We start from the raw sequence: 18,909 nt of genomic DNA, 5'->3' as shown, positions 1-18,909 counted from the left end.
CTCCGCCTCCGCCTCCGCCCCCGTCCCCGGCTCGGGGCGGGTCGGCTGGGACCGGCCCCGACACCGGCCCCTGGCCTCCTCCTCATGCCGCGATGCCCCGCCCTCGTCCACAGCACGAACACACGCAGCGAATAAGGGTTCCCATGCCGTCTTTCCCACCTCCCGCCACCACCGTCACCCGAGCAGCGATACCGGTCGCCGGTCCTGGTCGCGCGGCATGAGCGGCGGGAACGACAAGACCAGCCCCGACGCGGTCCAGTCCGGAGCCGCGGGCGCCTCCGCCGGACCCGCGCGGCTCGAACACCGGCAGATCGTCACCGTGCTGTCCGGGCTCATGCTCGGCATGTTCCTCGCGGCTCTCGACCAGACCGTGGTCTCGTCCGCGCTGCGCACCATCGCCGACGACCTGCACGGGCTGACGGCGCAGGCGTGGGTGACGACCGCGTACCTCGTCACCGGCACCATCGCCACTCCGCTGTACGGCAAGCTCTCCGACATCTACGGCCGCCGCCCGGTGTACCTGTGCGCGATCCTGCTGTTCGCGGCGGGCTCGCTGCTGTGCGGTTTCGCCACGTCTATCTACGAGTTGGCGGCCTTCCGCGCGGTGCAGGGGCTCGGCGGCGGCGGGCTGATGTCGCTCGCCATGACGATCATCGCGGATCTCACCTCGCCCCGCGAACGCGGCCGGTACCAGGGCTACATCACGGCCGTTTTCGCGGGTGCGAGCATCGCGGGGCCGCTCGTCGGCGGGATCTTCGCGGGCCAGGCCACCTTGCTCGGGCTCGCGGGCTGGCGCTGGATCTTCCTGCTCAACGTGCCGCTGGCCGCGCTCGCCGTCGTGGTGATCCTGCGCGTGCTGCACGTCCCGCACCAGCCCGTACGCCACCGTCTGGACTACGGCGGGGCGCTGGCGCTCGCCGTCGGTATCGTCCCCCTGCTCGTCATCGCCGAGCAGGGCAGGACCTGGGGCTGGCTCTCCGGCCCGGCCCTGGCCGCGTACGGCACCGGACTGACCGGCCTGGTCCTCTTCGTGCTGATCGAGCGCCGGATGGGCGACGCGGCCCTGCTGCCGCCGCGACTGTTCCGGATCCGGGCGTTCCGGCTGGGCGCCGTCCTGCACTTCGTCGTCGGCATCGCCATGTTCGGCACCATGACGACGCTTCCGCTCTACCTGCAGCTGGTGAAGGGCATGAGCCCGATGGCGGCCGGGCTGGCCACACTGCCCACCGTGGTGGCGAACGTGTCGGTGACGCTGCTGGTCGGGCGGCTGATGTCCAGGACGGGTAAGTTCAAGACCCATCTGGTGCTGGGCATCGGCTCGTTGACGCTCTCCCTGGTGGTGTTCGCGACGCTCCGCGCGGACAGCCCTCTGTGGTACGTCGCCATCGGCATGCTGTTCATGGGCGCCGGACTCGGCGCGGCGATGCAGACCATCACCACGCTCGCGCAGTCGGAAGTGCCGCGCGGCGACATGGGAGCGGCGACCGCGGCGGTGAACTTCTTCCGCTCCAACGGCGGCACGGTGGGCGCCGCCGCCTTCCTCTCCCTCCTCTTCTCCCTCGCGGGCACGCGCATCACCGAACGCCTCACCACGGCGTTCGCCGAGCCGGCCTTCCGCCGTATCACCGAGGAACCCGGCAACGCCCGCGCGCTGGACGGCGTACTGCGGGCCGACGGAACCGTGGATCTGCGGGACTCGGCCTTCCTCCGCGCCCTCGATCCCCGCGCCGCCCAGCCTTTCCTGGAGGGCTACGTCAGCGCCATGCAGGTCGTCTTCCTCACCGGAGCCGCCGTCGGCCTCACCGCCTTCGCGATCGCCGCCTGGCGGGTACCGGACACCAGGCTGTCGGACGACTGAGGAGAGGAGACGACAGCGCCACACCGTCCACGACTCCCGCCGGGCGGGGACGGATCCGAGCGAGTGGCGAGGAGCGGTGGGAGTGGCGGGGAGCGGTGGCGAGTGGCGAGGAGCCCGTCCGCCCCCGGTCACTCCCGGGCGGGCCCGGTGCCACGGTCTCCCCGGCGGCGTCGGCGAGTTGCTCGGGCGTCCCCGCCTCGGCCCAGTGCCCCGGTGTCCTGGGCCGCGACGCGCCAGGTCGTACGCTCCGACGTACCGTCGGGTCCGGTCACGGTCCGCAGGGTTCCGGGCCGCCGCACGCTCATGACGCGCCCCGTCCCACCGTGTTGGACACCTCCCGGCGGCGGGTGAGCGGGGTGCGCAGGCCGAGGTGGTCGCGCAGGGTGGTACCGGTGTACTCGGCGCGGTAGACGCCGCGTTCCTGCAGCTCCGGTACGAGCAGGTCGACGATGTCGTCGAGTCCGTCCGGGATGAGGTACGGGGTGATGTTGAAGCCGTCGACCGCACCGTGCCGCACGAAATGGGCGAACTTGTCGGCGAGAGCGGACGGGGTGCCCACATGGCCGCGCTGGGGGCCGAGCGCGATGACGGTCTCGCGCAGTGACCATCCGTTCGCCTCGGCCCGCGCCCGCCACTCGGCCACGACCGCTCGCGGATCGGTGACGCGGCGGGCGCCGAAGGAACCGTCGTTCCCGGTGACGACCGGATCCTCCTTCGGCAACGGGCCGTCCGCGTCGCGGTCGGACAGATCGATGTTCCACAGCAGCCCGGCGATCCCCAGAGCCGTGGCCGGAGTGACCTGCTGGAGCCGGATCCAGCGCTTCTTCTCCAGCGCCTCGGCCTCGGTGGCGCCGAGGATGATCTCGGTGCCGGGCAGGATCCGCAGATCGTCCTCGGGCCGTCCCGCGGCCCGCAGCCGGCGCCGGATGTCCTCGGCGAAGCCGAGCGCGTCGTCGAAGTCGGTGCCGTGCGCGGAGAAGATGACATCGGCGTTGCGGGCGGCGAAGTCGCGTCCCTCGTCCGAGTCGCCGGCCTGGAAGATGACGGGGTGGCCCTGGGCGCTGCGGGGCAGAGTCGGTGCGAGGTCGACGTCGAAGTGTTCTCCCCGGTGGCGCACGTGGCGTACGGCGCCGGGCACCGACCAGCTCGGTGCGCCCGTGGAACCGGCGGTCGCCCCTTCCTCCCAGCCGTCCCAGAGGGCGCGGGCCACGGTGAGGAACTCCTCCGCGCGCCGGTAGCGGTCGGCGTGGTCGAGGTAACCGCCCCTGCGGAAGTTGGCGCCGGTCCAGGAGTTGTCGGTGGTGACCACGTTCCAGCCCGCCCGTCCCGCGGAGAGCAGGTCGAGGCCGGACAGCCGACGGGCGAGGTCGGCGGGTTCGTTGAAGGTGGAGTTGGAGGTGGTGACCAGGCCGATCCCGCGAGTGACGGCGGCCAGCGCGGCGAGCTGGGTGATGGCGTCCGGCCGTCCTGCCACGTCGAGGTCGTGGATCCGGCCGTCGACCTCGCGCAGCCGCAGCCCTTCACCGAGGAAGAACGCGTCGAACAGGCCGCGTTCGGCGGTCCTGGCGACCGTGCGGAAGGAGGCCGGGTCGATCTGGGAACCGCTCTCCGGGGCGGACCAGATGGTCCAGTGGTTGACGCCCTGGAAGAACACCCCGAGGTGCAGCCGGGCGTCCGGCCGGGGTACGTCGAGGGGATCGGTACGGGTCATCGGGGGTCCTCCTGGGCGGCCGCGGGGGTGAAGCGGCTGGCGGGGCGCGGCAGACCGAGCGTCGAGCGCAGGGATGTACCGGGCAGTGGGCGGGAGGTCAGGCGCTGTTCGGCGAGGGCGGGCAGTACGAGGCGGGAGAGGACGGGCAGGTCCTCGTCCAGTACGAGGGGACGCAGCCGCACACCGTCGACGTGGTCGCTCAACTCGCCGAGAAGCGCGACCAGCTGACCGGACGTGCCGATGTGGCGCAGCCGTCCGTGGTCGGGCCACGGCGCGTGCCGTCCGAGATCGGCGACGCGCTCGGCAGCGGTGGCGTCCGGTGTGTCCAGCGCGACCTCGACCTCGGCGAAGACGCGGGGCGCACCGGCGGCGGCGACGGCGGTGGTGATCGCCGCGAGGTCCCGGCCCGCGACCAGGGCGACGTCGAGCCGAGCGGCGGGGACCGTGTCCGGCCGGCCCAGGACGACGAGCTGCCCCTGAGGCGGGCGCGGGACGATCGCCGGGCCCTTGACCGTGTAGGTCTCCCCGGCGAAGTCGACGTAATGGAGCCGGTCGCGGTCCAGGTAGCGGCTCGTGGCCACGGAACGGATGACCGCGTCGTCCTCCCACGAGTCCCACAGCGCGCGGACCACGTCCACACCGTCGCGGGACTCCCGGGCCCGCGCGGCCGCGCCGTCGACCAGGGGGCGTCCCCAGGCACGGGCCGCCTCGGGGCGGTCCTCCTGCGCCACCACCCACCCGGCCCGCCCGGCGGAGATGTGGTCCAGGGACGCCAACTGGCTGGAGACATGGAAGGGTTCGGCGTACGTGAGCGCGACGACGGGAGCGATCCCGATGGTGCTCGTGGACGCGGCGGCGAAGGCCGCCCGCTCCACCGCGCCGATCCTCCCGACCGGATCCGGTGGGGCGCCGGGCGGCAGTGTGCTGTCGTCCAGGGTGATCAGGGTGAATCCGGCGCTCTCCGCCACCGCCGCGACACCGGCCACCCGGCGCGGGGTGAGGAGCCGGTCGGGGGAGTGGGCGGCGCGGCGCCAGGCCGCCGGATGGGAGCCTTCGCCGTCGAGTTCGACGGCGAGGTGCAGGGAGGGGGCGGGCATGGAGGCATCCTTCCGGGAGGACGGGGATCTCTGGGACTCGACGCGAACGGCCGGGGCTTCGAGGGTGGCGGCGACCGGGCCGTCCGACGTTCACGGCAGCTCGAAGCGACGGCCGTCGGCGAACGGCTCACGGGTATGGACGTCCCGTCGTACGGAACTCATCACTCGCCTTCCGGGCGCGCGGGCCGCCAGCCCAGTTCGGGCGCGACCAGATGGCGTACGTCGTGCAGGATCTGCTCGTACTCCTCCCGCCGGAACTCGTAGGGCAGTTCGAGACGCAGCTCCGACACGGCCGGGACCACGGGGTCCGCCGCCAGCTGTGTCAGGATCTGCTCCGCCGTGCCGGCCACGTCGGGGGCGAAGAGGGTCCGCCGGGGACCCTGGGGGGCCAGGGTGCGGGCCTGCCTGCTCGCCGCGTACTCCCGGTAGCGGACGCGGGTGGCCCGGTCGGCGCTGTCGAACGGCACGATGACACGGCCCAGCGCGACGCGGGCGGCGGACCCGGCCCGCCCGTACGCGGCGAGAAGTCCCGACTGCGCGGTGGTGAAGTCGTCGGTGTTCTCACCCGTGACGATGTTGCCCGTCAGCAGGTTGAGGCCGTGCTCGGCGGCCCAGCGGACCGAGCGCAGGCTTCCGCCGCCGTACCAGATCCGCTCCGCCAAGGCGGGGTTGTGCGGTTGGAGCCGCGGTCGCTGGGTGTTGCCCGGCGACTGGATCACGGTGTCGGGGCCGCCCAGAAACCCGCCGCGCAGGTGGTCGACGACGCGGGCGATCCTGCCGTAGGACAGGTCGAAGGAGCGCCAGTCGCCGTCGTACACCAGATCTCCGAGCAGTTCGGCGTGCGGCATCCCCGTGCTGAAGCCGATCTGGAGCCGCCCGCGGGAGAGCACGTCGGCCAACGACAGGTCCTCGGCCAGCCGGAACGGGCTCTCGTAGCCGATCGGGATGACCGCCGTGCCCAGCTCGACCCGCTCGGTCCGCTGACCGGCCGCGGCCAGGAACACCGCGGCCGAGCCGACACCGTGTTCGAGATGGCGTTGCCGGATCCAGGCGCCGTCGAAGCCGATCCGTTCGCCGTACTCGAACAGCCGCAGTGTCTCCTCCAGCCCGGTGTACGGAGCGGCGTCGTCGAAGTTGCCCGGGGTGAGGAAGGCGAGCGAGGTGATCGTCATACGGTCCTCGTCCTCAGATCGTGGCCGCCTCGGCGGCCGGGGATCGCCGCGAGGAGTTCGCGGGTGTACGCGTGGCGGGGCCGGGTGAAGAGGTCGTCGGGGGCGCCCGTCTCGACGACGCGGCCGGCCCGCATGACCGACACCTGGTGCGCTATCTGCCGCACGACGGCCAGGTCGTGCGAGATGAAGAGGTAGGCCACACCGGTCTCGGCCTGCAACTCGGCCAGCAGCGCGAGGACTTGTGCCTGGACGGAGACGTCGAGAGCGGACACCGGTTCGTCGCACACCACCAGATCGGGAGAGAGCGCGAGAGCGCGGGCGATCGCCACGCGCTGGCGCTGCCCGCCCGACAGCTCCCCGGGACGACGCTCCAGCAGCGAGCCGGAGAGTGCCACCCGGTCGAGCAGGTCGCTCGCCCGTGCCAGCCGGGACGCCCGGTCGCCGACTCCGAACGCCCGGAGCGGCTCGGTGATCACCTCACCGATGGAGAACCGCGGGTCGAGCGAGGCGTACGGATTCTGGTAGACGAGCTGGGCCCTGCGGCGCAGCCGCCTGACCTGCCGGCCCCGGGCGGCGGTGACATCGACACCGTCGAACAGCACGCGTCCCGCGGTCGCGTCCGTCAGGCGGAGCACCAGACGGGCGGTGGTGGACTTCCCCGAGCCGGATTCGCCGACCAGCGCCAGGGTCCGGCCGCGGTGGAGGGTGAGGCTGACGTCGTCGACCGCCCGCACCGTCCGGGACCCGCCGCCCGCGCGGGGCATCCGGAACTCCTTGACCGCGCCCCGCACCTCGACCAGCGGCGCCGCGCCTCCGGTGCCCGGGGGAGCGGGTGCGGGGGCGCGCGGGCGGGCGGTGGACAGGCTCGGCGCGCTGGCCAGCAGCCTTCGGGTGTAGTCGTGTCGGGGGGAGGCGAGGATGTCACGCGTGGGACCGGCCTCGACCACCCGTCCCCGCTCCATGACGACCAGGTTCTGGGACCGGTCGGCGGCGACCGCGAGATCGTGGGTCACCAACAGGACCGAGGTGCCCCGTTCCTCGGTGAGGCCCTGCAGATGGTCGAGGATGACGCGCTGCACGGTGACGTCGAGCGCGCTGGTCGGCTCGTCCGCGATGATCAGCTCCGGTCCCGCGGCGATGGCGATCGCGATCAGGACCCGTTGCCGCAGTCCGCCGGAGAGTTCGTGCGGGTACTGCCGGGCGCGGACGGCCGCGTCGGGCAGACCCGCCCGGTCCAGGACGGCGATCGCCTCCAGCGGCGCGGAGCGGCGGGTCGCCAGCCCGTGGACGCGCAGGACCTCGGCGACCTGTTCGCCGACGCGCTTGACCGGGTTGAGCGACACCGACGGGTCCTGTGGGACCAGGCCGATCCGGGCGCCGCGTACGGTGCGCAGCTCCGCCTCCGTCAGGGAGGCGAGTTCGTGCCGGCCGAAGCGGATCGTACCCGCGTCGACGCTGCCGTTCGCCGCCAGCAGCCGGACGACGGCATGGGCCACGGTGCTCTTGCCCGATCCGGACTCGCCGACCACGGCCGTCACTTCGCCCGGCGGCACGTCGAGGTCGACGTCCCGCACGGCCCGCACCGTGCCCCCGCGGGTCCGGTACGACACCGTCAGGCCGCGGATCCGCAGCGGGAGACCCCGTCCGGTGGCCGGTCGCGCGCTCTGTGATGTCGTCACGTTCTCATCCGTTCCGGGATCGTTCGCCAGGGGGCCGGTCATCGCTGCCGGGACCATTCGCCGTCCAGCGCCCGTGCGACGCGGTTGGTGGCCAGTACGGTCGCGGCGATCGCCAGTCCTGGCAGGGCGGTGAGCCACCAGGCGTTGGCCAGGTAGTTGCGGCCGTCGGAGATCAACGTGCCCCACTCCGGCGCGGGCGGCGGGGCTCCGTAGCCGAGGAAGCTCAGCGCCGACACGGCCAGGATCGAGGAGCCGAGATCGAGGGTGGCCAGGACGATCACAGGACCGGCCGCGTTGGGCAGGATGTGCCGGCCCAGCACCGAGTACCAGCGGGCCCCGCAGGAGCGTGCCGCCTCGACGAAGACCGCCTGCCGCACCCGCAGCACCTCGGCCCGCGCCACCCGGGCGAAGCCCGCGACCCCGGCGATCCCCACCGCGACCGCCACTTTCACCGTCCCGTACCCCAGCGCGGTGACCAGCGCCAGGGAGAGGAACAGCGCCGGGATCGACAGCAGTACGTCGACGAAGCGCATCAGCACGTCGTCGACCCAGCGGCCGACGAACCCGGCGACCAGACCGATCAGGCTGCCGACCACGAAGGCGACCACCACCGCGATCAGCGTCGCCTTCAACGACAGTTGCGCACCGTGGACCACCCGGGAGAACACATCACGTCCCAGTTCGTCCGTGCCGAACCAGTGCGCGGCGCTCGGGCTCCGGAAGTTCTGCGACGGCACCCCTGTCAGCGGATCCCGCGAGGTGAACAGCCCCGGCCGGAACGAGGCCAGCACCACCAGGACGACGACGAGGCCCGACAGCACCAGGCCGGGGCGGCGCACCAGGAACCGCAGGACCCGCCGGACAGCTGCGCCTCCCCCCGCTCCCGGCCCCGCTCCCGGACCGGCTCCCGGGCCGGGAGGGTGGCCGGGGCCGAGCACGGCCCCGGCGGCGTCATGGGCAAGCCCCTGGCTCATGCGACACCCGCCTTCCTGCCCGAGGCCGCCACGATCCGCGGGTCCAGCAGCGGATAGACGAGGTCGACGATCAGGTTCGTGAGTACGAAGATCAGCGCACCGAACACCACCACCCCCTGGACCAGCGGGATGTCCTGCGCCGTGACCGCGGCCGCCGTCACCCGGCCGAGGCCGTCGCGCGCGAACACCGTCTCGACGACCACCGAACCGGCGACGAGCTGCCCCACCAGGAGGCCGACCACGGTCAGCGCGGGCAGGGACGCGTTGCGCAGCGCGTGCCGCAGATGGACCCGCCACCGCCCGGCGCCCTTGGCGCGGGCAGTCTCCACATAGGGCTGGTCCAGCGCGGTGAGCAGGCTCTTGGACAGCACCTGCGCGATCTGCGCGCCGGTCGGGATCGCCAGCGTCACGGCAGGCAGGACCAGCCCCCGCAGCCCGTCGTTGCCGAAGGCCGGGAACCAGCGCAACCGGAAGGAGAACGACTCCACGAGCAGAAGCCCCACCCAGAACGTGGGGACCGAAACCCCCAACGGCGGCAACGAGAGCAGCAGTTGCCGCAGCCACCGCCGCGTGGTGCAGGTCGCCGACACGGCCAGACCACCGCCGAGAACCACCGCGAGCAGCAGCGCGGCGCCGGTCAACTGCAGGGTCCCGGGCAGCGCGTCCGCGAGGGTCGAGGTCACCGGCCGGCCGGTGGAGATCGCGTCACCGAGGTCCCCCCGTACCGCCCGGCCGAGGTAGTCGGCGTACTGCGCCAGTACCGGCTTGTCGAAGCCGTACTGGTGCCGCAGCGCCGCGAGCTGCGCCGGGTCGATCTCGGCCGAGTCCGATCCGGCGCCGGCCATCGCCGAGACCGGATCGCCTGGCAGGAAGTCCAGGACGAGGAACGACAGCGTGTAGGCCGCCCACAGCACACCGATCGCCTGCGCGAGACGTTTGAGCACATAGCCGCGCATTCCCTATCCGATCCAGGTGTCGTGCAGCTGGATCCGGCTGGAGGCGTCGAAGTCCAGGTGGTGCACCTTCCTGGACACGCCCAGCTGGGTCAGCAGCTCCACCACGGGAACGACGTAGGCGTTGCGTACGATCAACTGCTGTGCCTCGCCGACCAGTCGTGTCCGCTCGGCCGGATCGGTGGTCGCCGCCTGCCGGGTCAGCAGCGAGTCCAGCGGGCTCTTCGGCAGGTGGTAGGCGTTGACCAGAGCGGTGGAGTACTGGGTGCGCAGGATGTCCGGATCGGCCCGCGTCAGATTTCCCCAGAGCCCGTCGAAGTCCCCCGACTGCTGGACCTGGGCGATCTGGGCGATCTGCAGCTGCTTGAGCACCACGTCGATGCCGACGGCCTTGAGCTGCTGCTGGATCAGCTCCAGCGCGGGCTGGTTCGTGGTCGAGTTCGCGAACCACTTGACGGTCAGGCTCAGTCGGGTGCCGCCCTTGGCGCGGATGCCGTCGGCGCCCGCCTGCCAGCCAGCCGAGTCCAGCAGGGACGCCGCCTTCGCCGCGTCGAAGGGCAGCTGCGCGGTCAGGTCCCGGTAGTCGGGAGTGGTGTGCGCCAGGATGCTGGTCGCCTGCCTGGTGCCGGTCGGGTACACGGTGTCGGCGATCTGCCGCCGGTCCAGGGCGTACGAGATCGCCTGCCGCACCCGCACGTCCTTGAGGACGGGACGGGAGTTGTTCAGCCCCAGATTGAACACGGAACCGGGATTGGCACGCTGGGCCAGGCGCGCCTGACCGCCCTTCAGCGTCGGCTCGTTCGCCTTGCCGACACCGCCGATCGCGTCGACCTGACCGGACTGCAGACTGCCGACCCGGACACCGGCCTCGGGCACCACTTTGAACACGAGCTTGTCCAGGTACGCCTCGCCCTTCTTGCTCCACAGCGGGGAACCCCAGGCGTATCCGGTGCGCTTCGCCAGCGTGACCGACTGGTTCTGCACATAGCTCTTGAGCACGAAGGGACCCGATCCGACCACCCCTTCCGCGCACCGCTGCTCCGGCGTCCTGCGGACACTCGCCGCCGACTCGATTCCCAGCGAGTGCGTGGAAGTGGCCTGGAGGAACTGCGCGTTGGGCTCCTTGAATCTCACCCGGACGGTGAGCGGATCGAGCGCGGTGGTGCTCTCGACGCCGCTCAGGTAGCCGCGGGGCAGGGTCGCCAGGGCGCCCAGCTCCGGTACCGCGTCGAAGTTGTCCTTGACCACCTGCGCGGTCAGCTTCGTACCGTCGCTGAAGGTGACACCCGGCCTGAGCCGAAAGGTGAACGTGGTGGCGTCCGGGCTGACGTCCCAGCTCTTGGCCAGCCACGGTGTGATCTTGCCGGTCTTCGGGTCCTGGTCGGTGAGGGAGTCCACGATCTGCCGCAGCGAGTAGATGGTGTCGTTGCTCCCCACCTGCTGCGGATCCGCGCAGCCGGCGTCGGAACTCACCGCGAAGGTCAGGGTGCCGCCGGACGTGGCCCGGCCGCCGCCTGCGCCGGGTGCGCCGTCGCCCGCCCCGCAGGCGGTGAGCAGGGCGCCGGTGGTCAGGAGGGCGGCCGACGCCGCCCATCGGGCGGGCCTGGAGCCCGCATGTGGTGTCACGGAGGATTCTCCTACTCGTGTCGCCACCCGCGTGGTGCCGTGCGGATCACGGCCGCGCGTGGGCGTTCCGCCCCGCCCGGCGTGAGACGGCGGGCGGGGCCGTGCTGTTGAGACGAGGCGGGCGTGGACGGACACCGACGGCCGCGGAACAGGTCCGCGCGGACCGGTGGCACCGCGCGAGGCCGCGGGGTGACCGGGGGAAGCGGCGGGCGCCGACGGACGTCAGCCGGTCCCGGGGAACCAGGGTAGTTTGGATCAGGCCGGAGGAGGGAGCCCACGCGGAGCGGATGGGGTCTCCCCTGGTCGAGCGAAGCCGAGACCTTGGGGATGACTGACGACAACGCGGCGAGGCGCGGTGCCAGGGCTCGCGAGCCCGGCATGATCCAAACGAGAGGCCCTAGGTCAGACCCGACACAGACAGCCGGCGCAGCGCCGCAGGTCGATGTGGCGGCGGCGCGAGAATCGCGAGTACACCGTGGTGGCAAGGAGGAAGGCGCTTGAGGTACGAAGGTCAACGCTGTGCCGCATACCGGTCCTCCACATCTCCGGCCCCGTCGAGGGGCAGACGCTTGCCGGGATCACCGATGACCCCTGCCGGGCTTTCACCTGGAGCACCCCACCGCGTCGGAGGGTTGCCGGTCAGCAAGCCAGGGCTTGACGCTGACACTCGATGCCGGTCGCGATCGTACGGAGCGGCGCTGCCCTACGTCAATGCCCGGCGGAGGCGCCGGGCGCGACCGGACTCCGCCGCGACCGGCCATTACCGCGACCGGACTGCGCCGCGGGCGCCCCCGTTCACGCGGCGTCGGGTACCGCGTCGCTCCGGCCCCGGAAGGCGGGCTGACCGGCCAGACGGCGTACGTACTCCCCGAGCCGCGGGTACGGGCGCGGAGCGCGGACCGGGCCGAGATGGACGAGCGCCACCCACAGATCCACGTCCGCCGCCGTCAGGGCCTCGCCCAACACGTAGGGCCGGCCGCTGAGATGACGGTCCAGGTGCGAAAGCGCCGCCGAGCGTCCGGAGGGCTGGGCGGCCGGGGTGACATGCCGCTCCAGCAGATCGCGCAGGGCGTCGATGTCCGGGGCCAGGTTCGGCGTGTCGAGCAGCGGGGTCCCGTCGCGGCCGGGGAACAGGCCCGCCAGGTCGCGGAGGATGTCGGGGGTGTGGTCGCTGACGACGCGTCCGCTCCAGCGGTCGCGCAACGCCGGTACGGTCAGCGGCCCGTCGTAGTGGTGGACCGTGGCCTCGTAGGCGCCGCGCAGCGCGGCGAAACCGGCAGGGGTCTCGGCCGGGTGCGTCAGCAGCGTGGTGGCGACCGTCTCTCCGAGGCCGAGCAGGTCGAGGGTGATCGAGACGCGCAGGGAGCGGGGGCACCCCGCCGACAGGAAGAGGTCGTAGCGGTGCGGCGCCGGGTAGAAGCCGCCGGCCAGACCCACGCCGATCCGGCTGCGGGAACGGTGCGGGCGGCGGACCGCGGTCGCCTTGGGGCGACGCGCCGACGCGGACGACGTGGGCTGACAACCGGTGGTGGTGGCCGTGCTGGAGCTGCGCGATGTTGTCTCGGGCATGACTCTCCCTTGGGAAACGAGGAGACCACCGCGGCCTTGTGGGCGCCGGCGGCCGAATGCGGAGCGACTGCGCTCTGACGCACCGGTCCTGATCGCACGGACCGGAGGCGGATCAGTAAGCGCTGGAGACGCGGGAGAGATCGATATGCAGGCGCCTCGTCAAGTCGTTCCTGGGCATTGCCACCCGTTTCACCTCCGGGGCCCGCGAGAAGCGGACCCACGCCGTGGGCGCTGACAACCGTGACCGTGCACACCAGTCTCGGTGCACTCAGTGACGACGTCAAGAAAGCCGGGCGTACGGTCTCACCTGTCGGTCGTGGAGCTGCTGGAAGGCGGCGAGATCGGCGGTGGCCGCCCGCGGCGGATAGTCGGGTTCGCCGTGGCGGGGGCCGGCTGCCCGATGCGGCTGGGCCGGTCCATGCCGCGCGGGTGCCGGTGTCCCGCACGGGACACCGGCACCCTGACGGCGGGTCGTCAGCCCTGGGCGATGCCGAGGGCCAGGCTGCCGGTGTACCCGGCGGAGGGGGAGCCGGTGACGGTCATGAGCCCCGCGGCGGTGCCTCCGTTGCCGTAGATCCCGTCCTGCGCGAGCGTGGTGCGCGCCACGGTGTTGGTCGAGTACGGCGAGACGCGGGCGACGGCCGTGGTGATCGCCTCGTCCACGAACAGCTGGCCGGTGTGCAGCTCCCTCCCACCGCGGAAGGAGCCGTCGGAGGTCAGTGTGACGTTGGTGTGCACCTTGACGTGGATGTGTACGCACCGGCCCCGGTACCAGCCCGGATAGATCGTCGTGATGGTGGCGACGCCGTCGGTGCCGGTCAGCACGCCGCCCCGCAGGAAGGTGCCGTTGTCGGGCTCCTGGTGCCCGTTGGCGCCGACGAAGCCGGAGTACTCGCCGAGCGCGTCGCTGTGCCACAGCTCCACGAGCGCCCGGTTCAGCGGCGCGCAGGTGCTGTTGTCCACGACGGTGAGGGCCAGCTTGAGCGCGATGCCGGGCTTGCCCTCGGTGAGGTCGGCGCGCACGAGCGCGCCGTCGAGGTAGTACGGGCCTTCCGTCAGCTCCTTGGTGAGCGTGCACACGGCCGCCGCGGCGACCGGCGCCGTGCGGTCGGTCTCGTCCTCCGCCGCCGTCGGCTGCCGGGAGCCGACGGCGCCGACGGCGAGCGCGGCGGCCGTGGCGCCGCTCCCGAGCAGTACGGTGCGGCGCCGGATACGGGGTTCGCTGTTGTCTGTCATGGACACGGCACCGTAGGGAGATCACCTGTCAGGCGGCTGTGAATCGGGCAAAGTGACGTGGTGTCAAGACGCGGACCGGTCGCGGTCGGACCGCCGTGCCCCGGGCTCTCGCTCACGTCCGGAGGAGGTGGCTCCCTGGACGGATCCGCGCCGCGTGACCGGGAAGGGCGGCGGTACGGGGACGACGCACACGACCGCGCCCGCCGCGACGAGGCCGCCCGCGCCCCGGAGGCGTCGACCCGGTTCCGCGCCCCCGGACGCGTCGCGTGCCACTCCCGCGGTCACGCCGGGTGAGACCCCGGCCGTCCGATCCGGTATCCGGCCCGGCCCGGCCCGGCACCGCGCTCCGCCGGTTGTTGCGCCTTCGTGAAATGCGGCCGTCAGCCCTTGCGGGCATCGCCGGACGGCTGCATACAGTTGCATACACACCGGCCGGAGCCGTGACAACGAGCCGCACCATCCTCCCTACGCCTCGGAGACGTACCACCATGGAAGAGATCACCTACGCGCACCCGACGGTCGCGGAGGGAATCGCGGCGATCCGCGCCGGTTCCCCGTTCGTCTACGGCCTGACCAACTACGTCGCCGCCAACCTCAGCGCCAACGTGCTGCTGGCTGTCGGCGCGGGCCCCGCCATCGGCGCCGCGGCGGACTTTCCCACGGTCTTCCCGGCCGCCGCCGGCGCCGTGTGGATCAACGCCGCCGCGCTCATCGCCAACCCGGCCGAACCCGTCACCGCCGCCGCCCGAACCGCCGACGCGGCGGGCACCCGCTGGGTGCTGGACCCGGTGGCGGTGGGGGCGGGAGCCGTCGCGTACGACGCGTTCGTCGCCTCCCTGCTGGCGTACCGGCCCACCGTGATCCGGGGCAACGCCAGCGAACTGACCGCCCTCGCGGGCGGCCACAGCACGGGCCAGGGCGTGGAGACCACCCTCTCCTCCGAGGACGCCGTCGGCGCCGTCGAGGACCTGGCCCGGCGCACCGGGGCGGTCGTCGCCGTCAGCGGCCCCACCGACTACGTCACCGACGGCACCCGCACGCTGGCGGTGCCCGGGGGCGATGTCCGGCTGACCCGGGTGACCGGCGCCGGGTGCGCCCTCGGGGCGCTGATCGCCGGGGCGCTCGCCGTCGTGCCGGACGCGCTGACCGCCACCGCGGTCGCGCACGCCGCGTATGCCGCCGCCGCCGAACGCGCGGGCGCGCGCACCACCGGCACCGGCTCCTTCGCCGTCGCCCTGCTGGACGAGCTGTCGCTGCTCGCCGCCTGAGTACCCCGTCGTGCCACCCCTCCCGGGAGCCCCCTTGACCACCGACGATCCCCGCACCACTCCTCGCATGCACTTGGCGGCCTTCCTCAACGCGGGCCCCCAGGGAACCGTCGGCTGGCGTCACCCCGACGCGGGCGACGGCTTCCTCACGGCCGCCCACTACACCCGTATCGCCCGTGTCCTGGAGGGCGCGGGCTTCGACCTGGCGTTCGTCCCCGATTCGCTGGCCGTGCCCCGCGGCCTCAAGGACTCCTTCGATCCCGCCGTCACCTGGGGTACGGGCACCCCGCGCCTGGACCCGATCCCCGTCATCACCCTGATGGCCGCCGCCACGGAGCACCTCGGTGTCGCCGCCACCGTGTCCACCGGCTACCAGGAGCCCTTCCACGTCGCCCGCTCCATGGCCACCCTGGACCATCTCGTCGGCGGCCGGGCCGGGTGGAACGTGGTCACCAGCTTCCAGGACGCGGAGGCGCAGAACTTCGGCCAGGACAAGCTCCCCGCACGCGCGGCCCGTTACGCGAGAGCGGAGGAGTTCCTGGAGGTCACCGCTCAGCTCTGGGACAGCTGGGCCGACGACGCGATCGTCGCGGACAAGGAGAGCGGCGTCTTCGGCCGCCCCGACCGGGTGCGCGCCGTGGACCACCGGGGCGAACGATTCGCTGTGCGCGGCCCGTTGAGCGTGCCCCGGCCGCCGCAGGGCTACCCGGTGATCATCCAGGCCGGCGCCTCCCCGGCCGGGCGGGACTTCGCGGCCCGCTGGGCGGACGTCGTCTTCTGCAGCCACGAGTCGCTGGAGTCGGCCGTCGCCTTCTACGCCGACGTCAAGGCCCGCGCCGCCGCCCACGGCAGGGACCCCGAGCAGCTCAAGGTCCTCCCGGCCGCGACGACCGTCGTGGGCACCGACCTGAAGGACGCGCTCGCCAAGCACGCCGAGTTCACCGGACTCGTCCACCCGGAGGCGGGGTTGTCGCGGCTCGCCTACCACGTCAACGTCGACCTCACCCGCTACGACCTCGACGGCCCCCTGCCCTCCCTGGCGGAGGTCGGAGTCGAGGGCCACTACCGCGAGGTGGTCGAGTTCGCGGAGCGGGAGAAGCTCAGCGTGCGCGAGATCGGCCGCTGGTACGGCGCCCGTACCGAGGGCGACATGATCGGCTCGGCCTCGGACATCGCCGACACCATGGAACAGTGGCTCGACGCGGGCGCGGCCGACGGCTTCATGATCCAGGCCACCCATGTCCCCGCCGCCTTCGAGGAGTTCGCCGAGCAGGTCGTACCCGAACTGCGCCGCCGCGGCCTGGTACGCACGGCCCACACCGGCGGCACCCTGCGCGACAACCTCGGGCTCGCCCGGCCCGGCCGGGACGAGTGGCGCCGCCGCGCCCGCTCCGCCGAGGGAGGCCGCCCGTGACCGCCTCCGACGCCTCCGACGCCTCCGGACCTGCCACCCCCGGACCCGCGCCCTCCGGCCCCGCCGCCTCCGCCCTCGTCGACGCGGCCTGGCTCCACCGCCACCTGGACGACGTCGTGCTTCTCGACGCCAGTGTGGACCGGCGCACCGGACCTGACGGGACCACCGACTACGCCGACGGCCTCGCCCTGCACACCGAACGCCGCATCCCGGGCGCCCGCTTCGCCGATCTCACGGCCCGCTTCTCCGACCCCCTCGCGCCCTTCCCCTTCACCCGCCCGACCGCCGGACGCATCGCCGCCCACGCCCGCGAACTGGGCATCCGCCGGGACTCCACCGTGGTCGTCTACGACCGCCTCACCGGCGCGTGGGCGGCGCGGGTGTGGTGGCTGCTGCGGTCGGCGGGCATCACACGCGTACGGGTCCTCAACGGCGGGCTCCGCGCGTGGGAAGAGTCCGGCCTGCCGGTGACCGACGGGCGCGAGGAGCCCCCGGTACCGGGCGACGTCGAAGCGGCCCCGGCCCGCGACCACTTCACCGGTCTGGCCCGGATGCGCCGGATCGCCGACGGCGACGACCCCACCCCGGCCGTCTGCGCCCTGCGCCGCACCGAGTACCAAGGCGACCCCGGCCGTCCCCGCTCCGGACACATCCCCCGGACCACGAACCTGCCGTACGCCGATCTGCTCGGCCCCCACCACACCCTCGACCCCGCGCACACCGCCCGCCTGGCAGCCGCACACGGGCTGCGCCGGGGCGCCGGTACGGTCCTGTACTGCGGTGGTGCGATCAACGCGGCCGGACTGGCCCTCGCCCTGCACGAGATCGGCATCGACGACGTCGTCCTCTACGACGGCTCGCTCAGCGAGTGGCGGGCCCACCCGGGCCTGCCGCTGACGACCGGCGACGAAGCGGGCGGCTGATCCGTGCGGATCGCCGCCGTGACGCGCCGCTCCCGGATCGGGCATGATCGGTCCCGGCCCCCGGTCGGACGACGAGGATGCGGATGAAGAGCACACGGGACACGGTCCACGACGAACTCAAGCACCGTCTGACCTCCGGGTACTACCCGCCGGACGCCTCGCTCGTACCGCTCGCGCTCAGCGAGGAGTTCGCGGTCTCCCGCACCCCGGTGCGCGAGGCCCTGGCCCTGTTGGAGCGGGACGGACTGCTGGTCCCCACCCGGCGCGGCTTCGCCCTGCGCCTGCGCTCGGACGAGGAGATGCTCGAACTCTTCGAGACCCAGGCCGTGCTGGACGCCACCGCCGCGGCGTCGGCGGCGCTCCGCCGGGGCCCCGTCGACCTCGCCCGGCTGGACGCGCACCTCGACCACGCCGAGTCCCTGGACGACCCCGCCGAGATCCGGCGCAGCCTGAACGCCTGGCACGACACCGTGCGCCAGGCCGCCCACAACCGAACCGTCGCCGCCTTCCTGCACACCCTGGACGCCCAGGTGAAGACCAGCGCGCCCTGGCGCACTCCCGAGGCCGCCGGCACCTTCACGGACACCTTCGCGGACCACCGGACCGTCACCGCCGCGATCCGCGCCCAGGACGCCGAGGGCGCCCGTATCGCCATGCTCGGCCACCACGCCCACGACCGGGACCGGCGCATACGGCAACGCGTACGCGCGGAGCGGCCGTTCCCGGCCGACGGCACGCCGCCCGGTCCCCGCTGACCTGTTTCCCACCGGCAGTTCGGAGGACTGCCTTGCGCGCAGGTCCTGGCTTCGCTTTGATGGCGCTGACCTTCGGACGCCCGCCCGCTCCCTCGGTGAGATTCCGGGCGTTTCTCTCTCCCAGCCCCGGGAGAGCCGGGAGCGCCAGGTGGCCAACCCGTACATCGACGAGGCGCCGATCCCGGTCGAGGACCCGCACGGCCAACTGCACATCGTGTATTCGGCCAACGGCTCCTGGAGCGACCAGTACTGCATCGCCGATCTGCGGCTGCGTTCCGGCGGCGACCCCAGCTACGTAGGGGACTGGTACAAGTCCAACGGCTGTCTGTTCGGCTCCCACTCCGGCACCATGATGAAGGGCTGGACCGCCACCACCGAGGTCGACGGTCCCGGCAGCAACTCCTTCGCCCTGGTCGACGGCGACATCGACAACAGCCCGCCGTCCGGCCCACGCGCCCCCTTCGTCTACCACGCGGTCGCGAAGGGCACGCCCCTACTCCTGGTCCGCCCGGCAGTGGAGGAACGGCACGTTCGTCTGGTGGGGGAGCACCACCTACACCCGTGCCGACGTCCCCGGCGCCACCAGCGACACCGGTGCCGGGCTGAAGTTCTTCGAGTGACCACGGGCCGCGGGCTGCCGTGGGGGTCTTCCCCCACGGCAGCCCGCCTCCGGC

14 protein-coding genes, 1 pseudogene and 1 riboswitch are annotated in these 18,909 nt (G+C 72.8%); of the genes and pseudogenes, 6 read left to right on the top strand and 9 right to left on the bottom strand.

The features are described from left to right. Positions 1-217 precede the first annotated feature (217 nt). Positions 218-1,858 carry an MDR family MFS transporter gene (locus DVH02_RS07400; protein ID WP_114622895.1) on the top strand — a complete coding sequence of 547 codons (1,641 nt, stop codon included), beginning with the start codon at positions 218-220 and terminating at the stop codon, positions 1,856-1,858. Positions 1,859-2,159: 301 nt separating this feature from the next. Here DVH02_RS07400 and DVH02_RS07395 read toward each other — a convergent pair whose 3' ends face one another. The 9 genes from DVH02_RS07395 to DVH02_RS07355 form a co-directional block, all read right to left on the bottom strand. Continuing rightward, entirely contained in the window at positions 2,160-3,569 is a 1,410-nt protein-coding gene (locus DVH02_RS07395; RefSeq protein ID WP_114622894.1) for an NtaA/DmoA family FMN-dependent monooxygenase, read from the bottom strand. Then, entirely contained in the window at positions 3,566-4,666 is a 1,101-nt protein-coding gene (locus DVH02_RS07390; protein ID WP_114622893.1) for an LLM class flavin-dependent oxidoreductase, read from the bottom strand. Before DVH02_RS07390 ends, DVH02_RS07395 begins: the two co-directional genes overlap by 4 nt. Before the next feature lie 161 nt (positions 4,667-4,827). Next, a complete protein-coding gene (locus tag DVH02_RS07385; RefSeq protein WP_114622892.1) occupies positions 4,828-5,838 on the bottom strand; it encodes an LLM class flavin-dependent oxidoreductase in 1,011 nt (336 codons plus the stop codon). After that, complete coding sequence (locus tag DVH02_RS07380; RefSeq protein WP_114622891.1) at positions 5,835-7,574, bottom strand: dipeptide ABC transporter ATP-binding protein; 1,740 nt, start codon at positions 7,572-7,574, stop codon at positions 5,835-5,837. Before DVH02_RS07380 ends, DVH02_RS07385 begins: the two co-directional genes overlap by 4 nt. Further along, positions 7,556-8,491, bottom strand: coding sequence for an ABC transporter permease (locus tag DVH02_RS07375; protein ID WP_114622890.1), 936 nt, complete (start codon positions 8,489-8,491; stop codon positions 7,556-7,558). The genes DVH02_RS07380 and DVH02_RS07375 overlap by 19 nt, the downstream gene beginning before the upstream one ends. Next, positions 8,488-9,447: an ABC transporter permease gene (locus DVH02_RS07370; RefSeq protein ID WP_114622889.1), complete on the bottom strand. Its 960-nt coding sequence runs from the start codon at positions 9,445-9,447 to the stop codon at positions 8,488-8,490. Before DVH02_RS07370 ends, DVH02_RS07375 begins: the two co-directional genes overlap by 4 nt. 3 nt (positions 9,448-9,450) lie before the next feature. Beyond that, positions 9,451-11,070, bottom strand: a complete 1,620-nt coding sequence (locus tag DVH02_RS07365; protein WP_114622888.1) for an ABC transporter substrate-binding protein — start codon at positions 11,068-11,070, stop codon at positions 9,451-9,453. Positions 11,071-11,630: 560 nt separating this feature from the next. Beyond that, positions 11,631-11,745: riboswitch (SAM riboswitch) on the bottom strand. A gap of 120 nt (positions 11,746-11,865) precedes the next feature. After that, positions 11,866-12,639 (bottom strand): glutathione S-transferase C-terminal domain-containing protein, encoded by a 774-nt coding sequence (locus tag DVH02_RS07360; RefSeq protein WP_114622887.1) that lies wholly within the window; start codon positions 12,637-12,639, stop codon positions 11,866-11,868. A gap of 474 nt (positions 12,640-13,113) precedes the next feature. Continuing rightward, positions 13,114-13,875, bottom strand: a complete 762-nt coding sequence (locus tag DVH02_RS07355) for an intradiol ring-cleavage dioxygenase (RefSeq protein WP_114622886.1) — start codon at positions 13,873-13,875, stop codon at positions 13,114-13,116. Positions 13,876-14,363: 488 nt separating this feature from the next. Between DVH02_RS07355 and DVH02_RS07350 the strand changes: the two genes are divergently transcribed. The 5 genes and pseudogenes from DVH02_RS07350 to DVH02_RS07330 form a co-directional block, all read left to right on the top strand. Further along, positions 14,364-15,143 (top strand): hydroxyethylthiazole kinase, encoded by a 780-nt coding sequence (locus DVH02_RS07350; RefSeq protein ID WP_114622885.1) that lies wholly within the window; start codon positions 14,364-14,366, stop codon positions 15,141-15,143. Between the two features lie 34 nt (positions 15,144-15,177). After that, on the top strand, positions 15,178-16,557 hold the full coding sequence (locus DVH02_RS07345; RefSeq protein ID WP_199566195.1) for an LLM class flavin-dependent oxidoreductase: 1,380 nt from the start codon (positions 15,178-15,180) through the stop codon (positions 16,555-16,557). After that, entirely contained in the window at positions 16,554-17,480 is a 927-nt protein-coding gene (locus tag DVH02_RS07340; protein WP_114622883.1) for a sulfurtransferase, read from the top strand. The genes DVH02_RS07345 and DVH02_RS07340 overlap by 4 nt, the downstream gene beginning before the upstream one ends. 83 nt (positions 17,481-17,563) lie before the next feature. Continuing rightward, entirely contained in the window at positions 17,564-18,235 is a 672-nt protein-coding gene (locus tag DVH02_RS07335; protein WP_114622882.1) for a GntR family transcriptional regulator, read from the top strand. A 115-nt stretch (positions 18,236-18,350) separates the two neighbouring features. Then, positions 18,351-18,855 (top strand): annotated as a pseudogene (locus DVH02_RS07330) (hydrolase); the annotation flags it as partial. Positions 18,856-18,909: the final 54 nt, after the last annotated feature.

It is taken from the genome of Streptomyces corynorhini (assembly GCF_003346515.1).
Lineage (GTDB): Bacteria > Actinomycetota > Actinomycetes > Streptomycetales > Streptomycetaceae > Streptomyces > Streptomyces corynorhini.
Note: the sequence above shows the minus strand (reverse complement) of the source record. Positions and strands in the feature narration are given on the sequence as shown.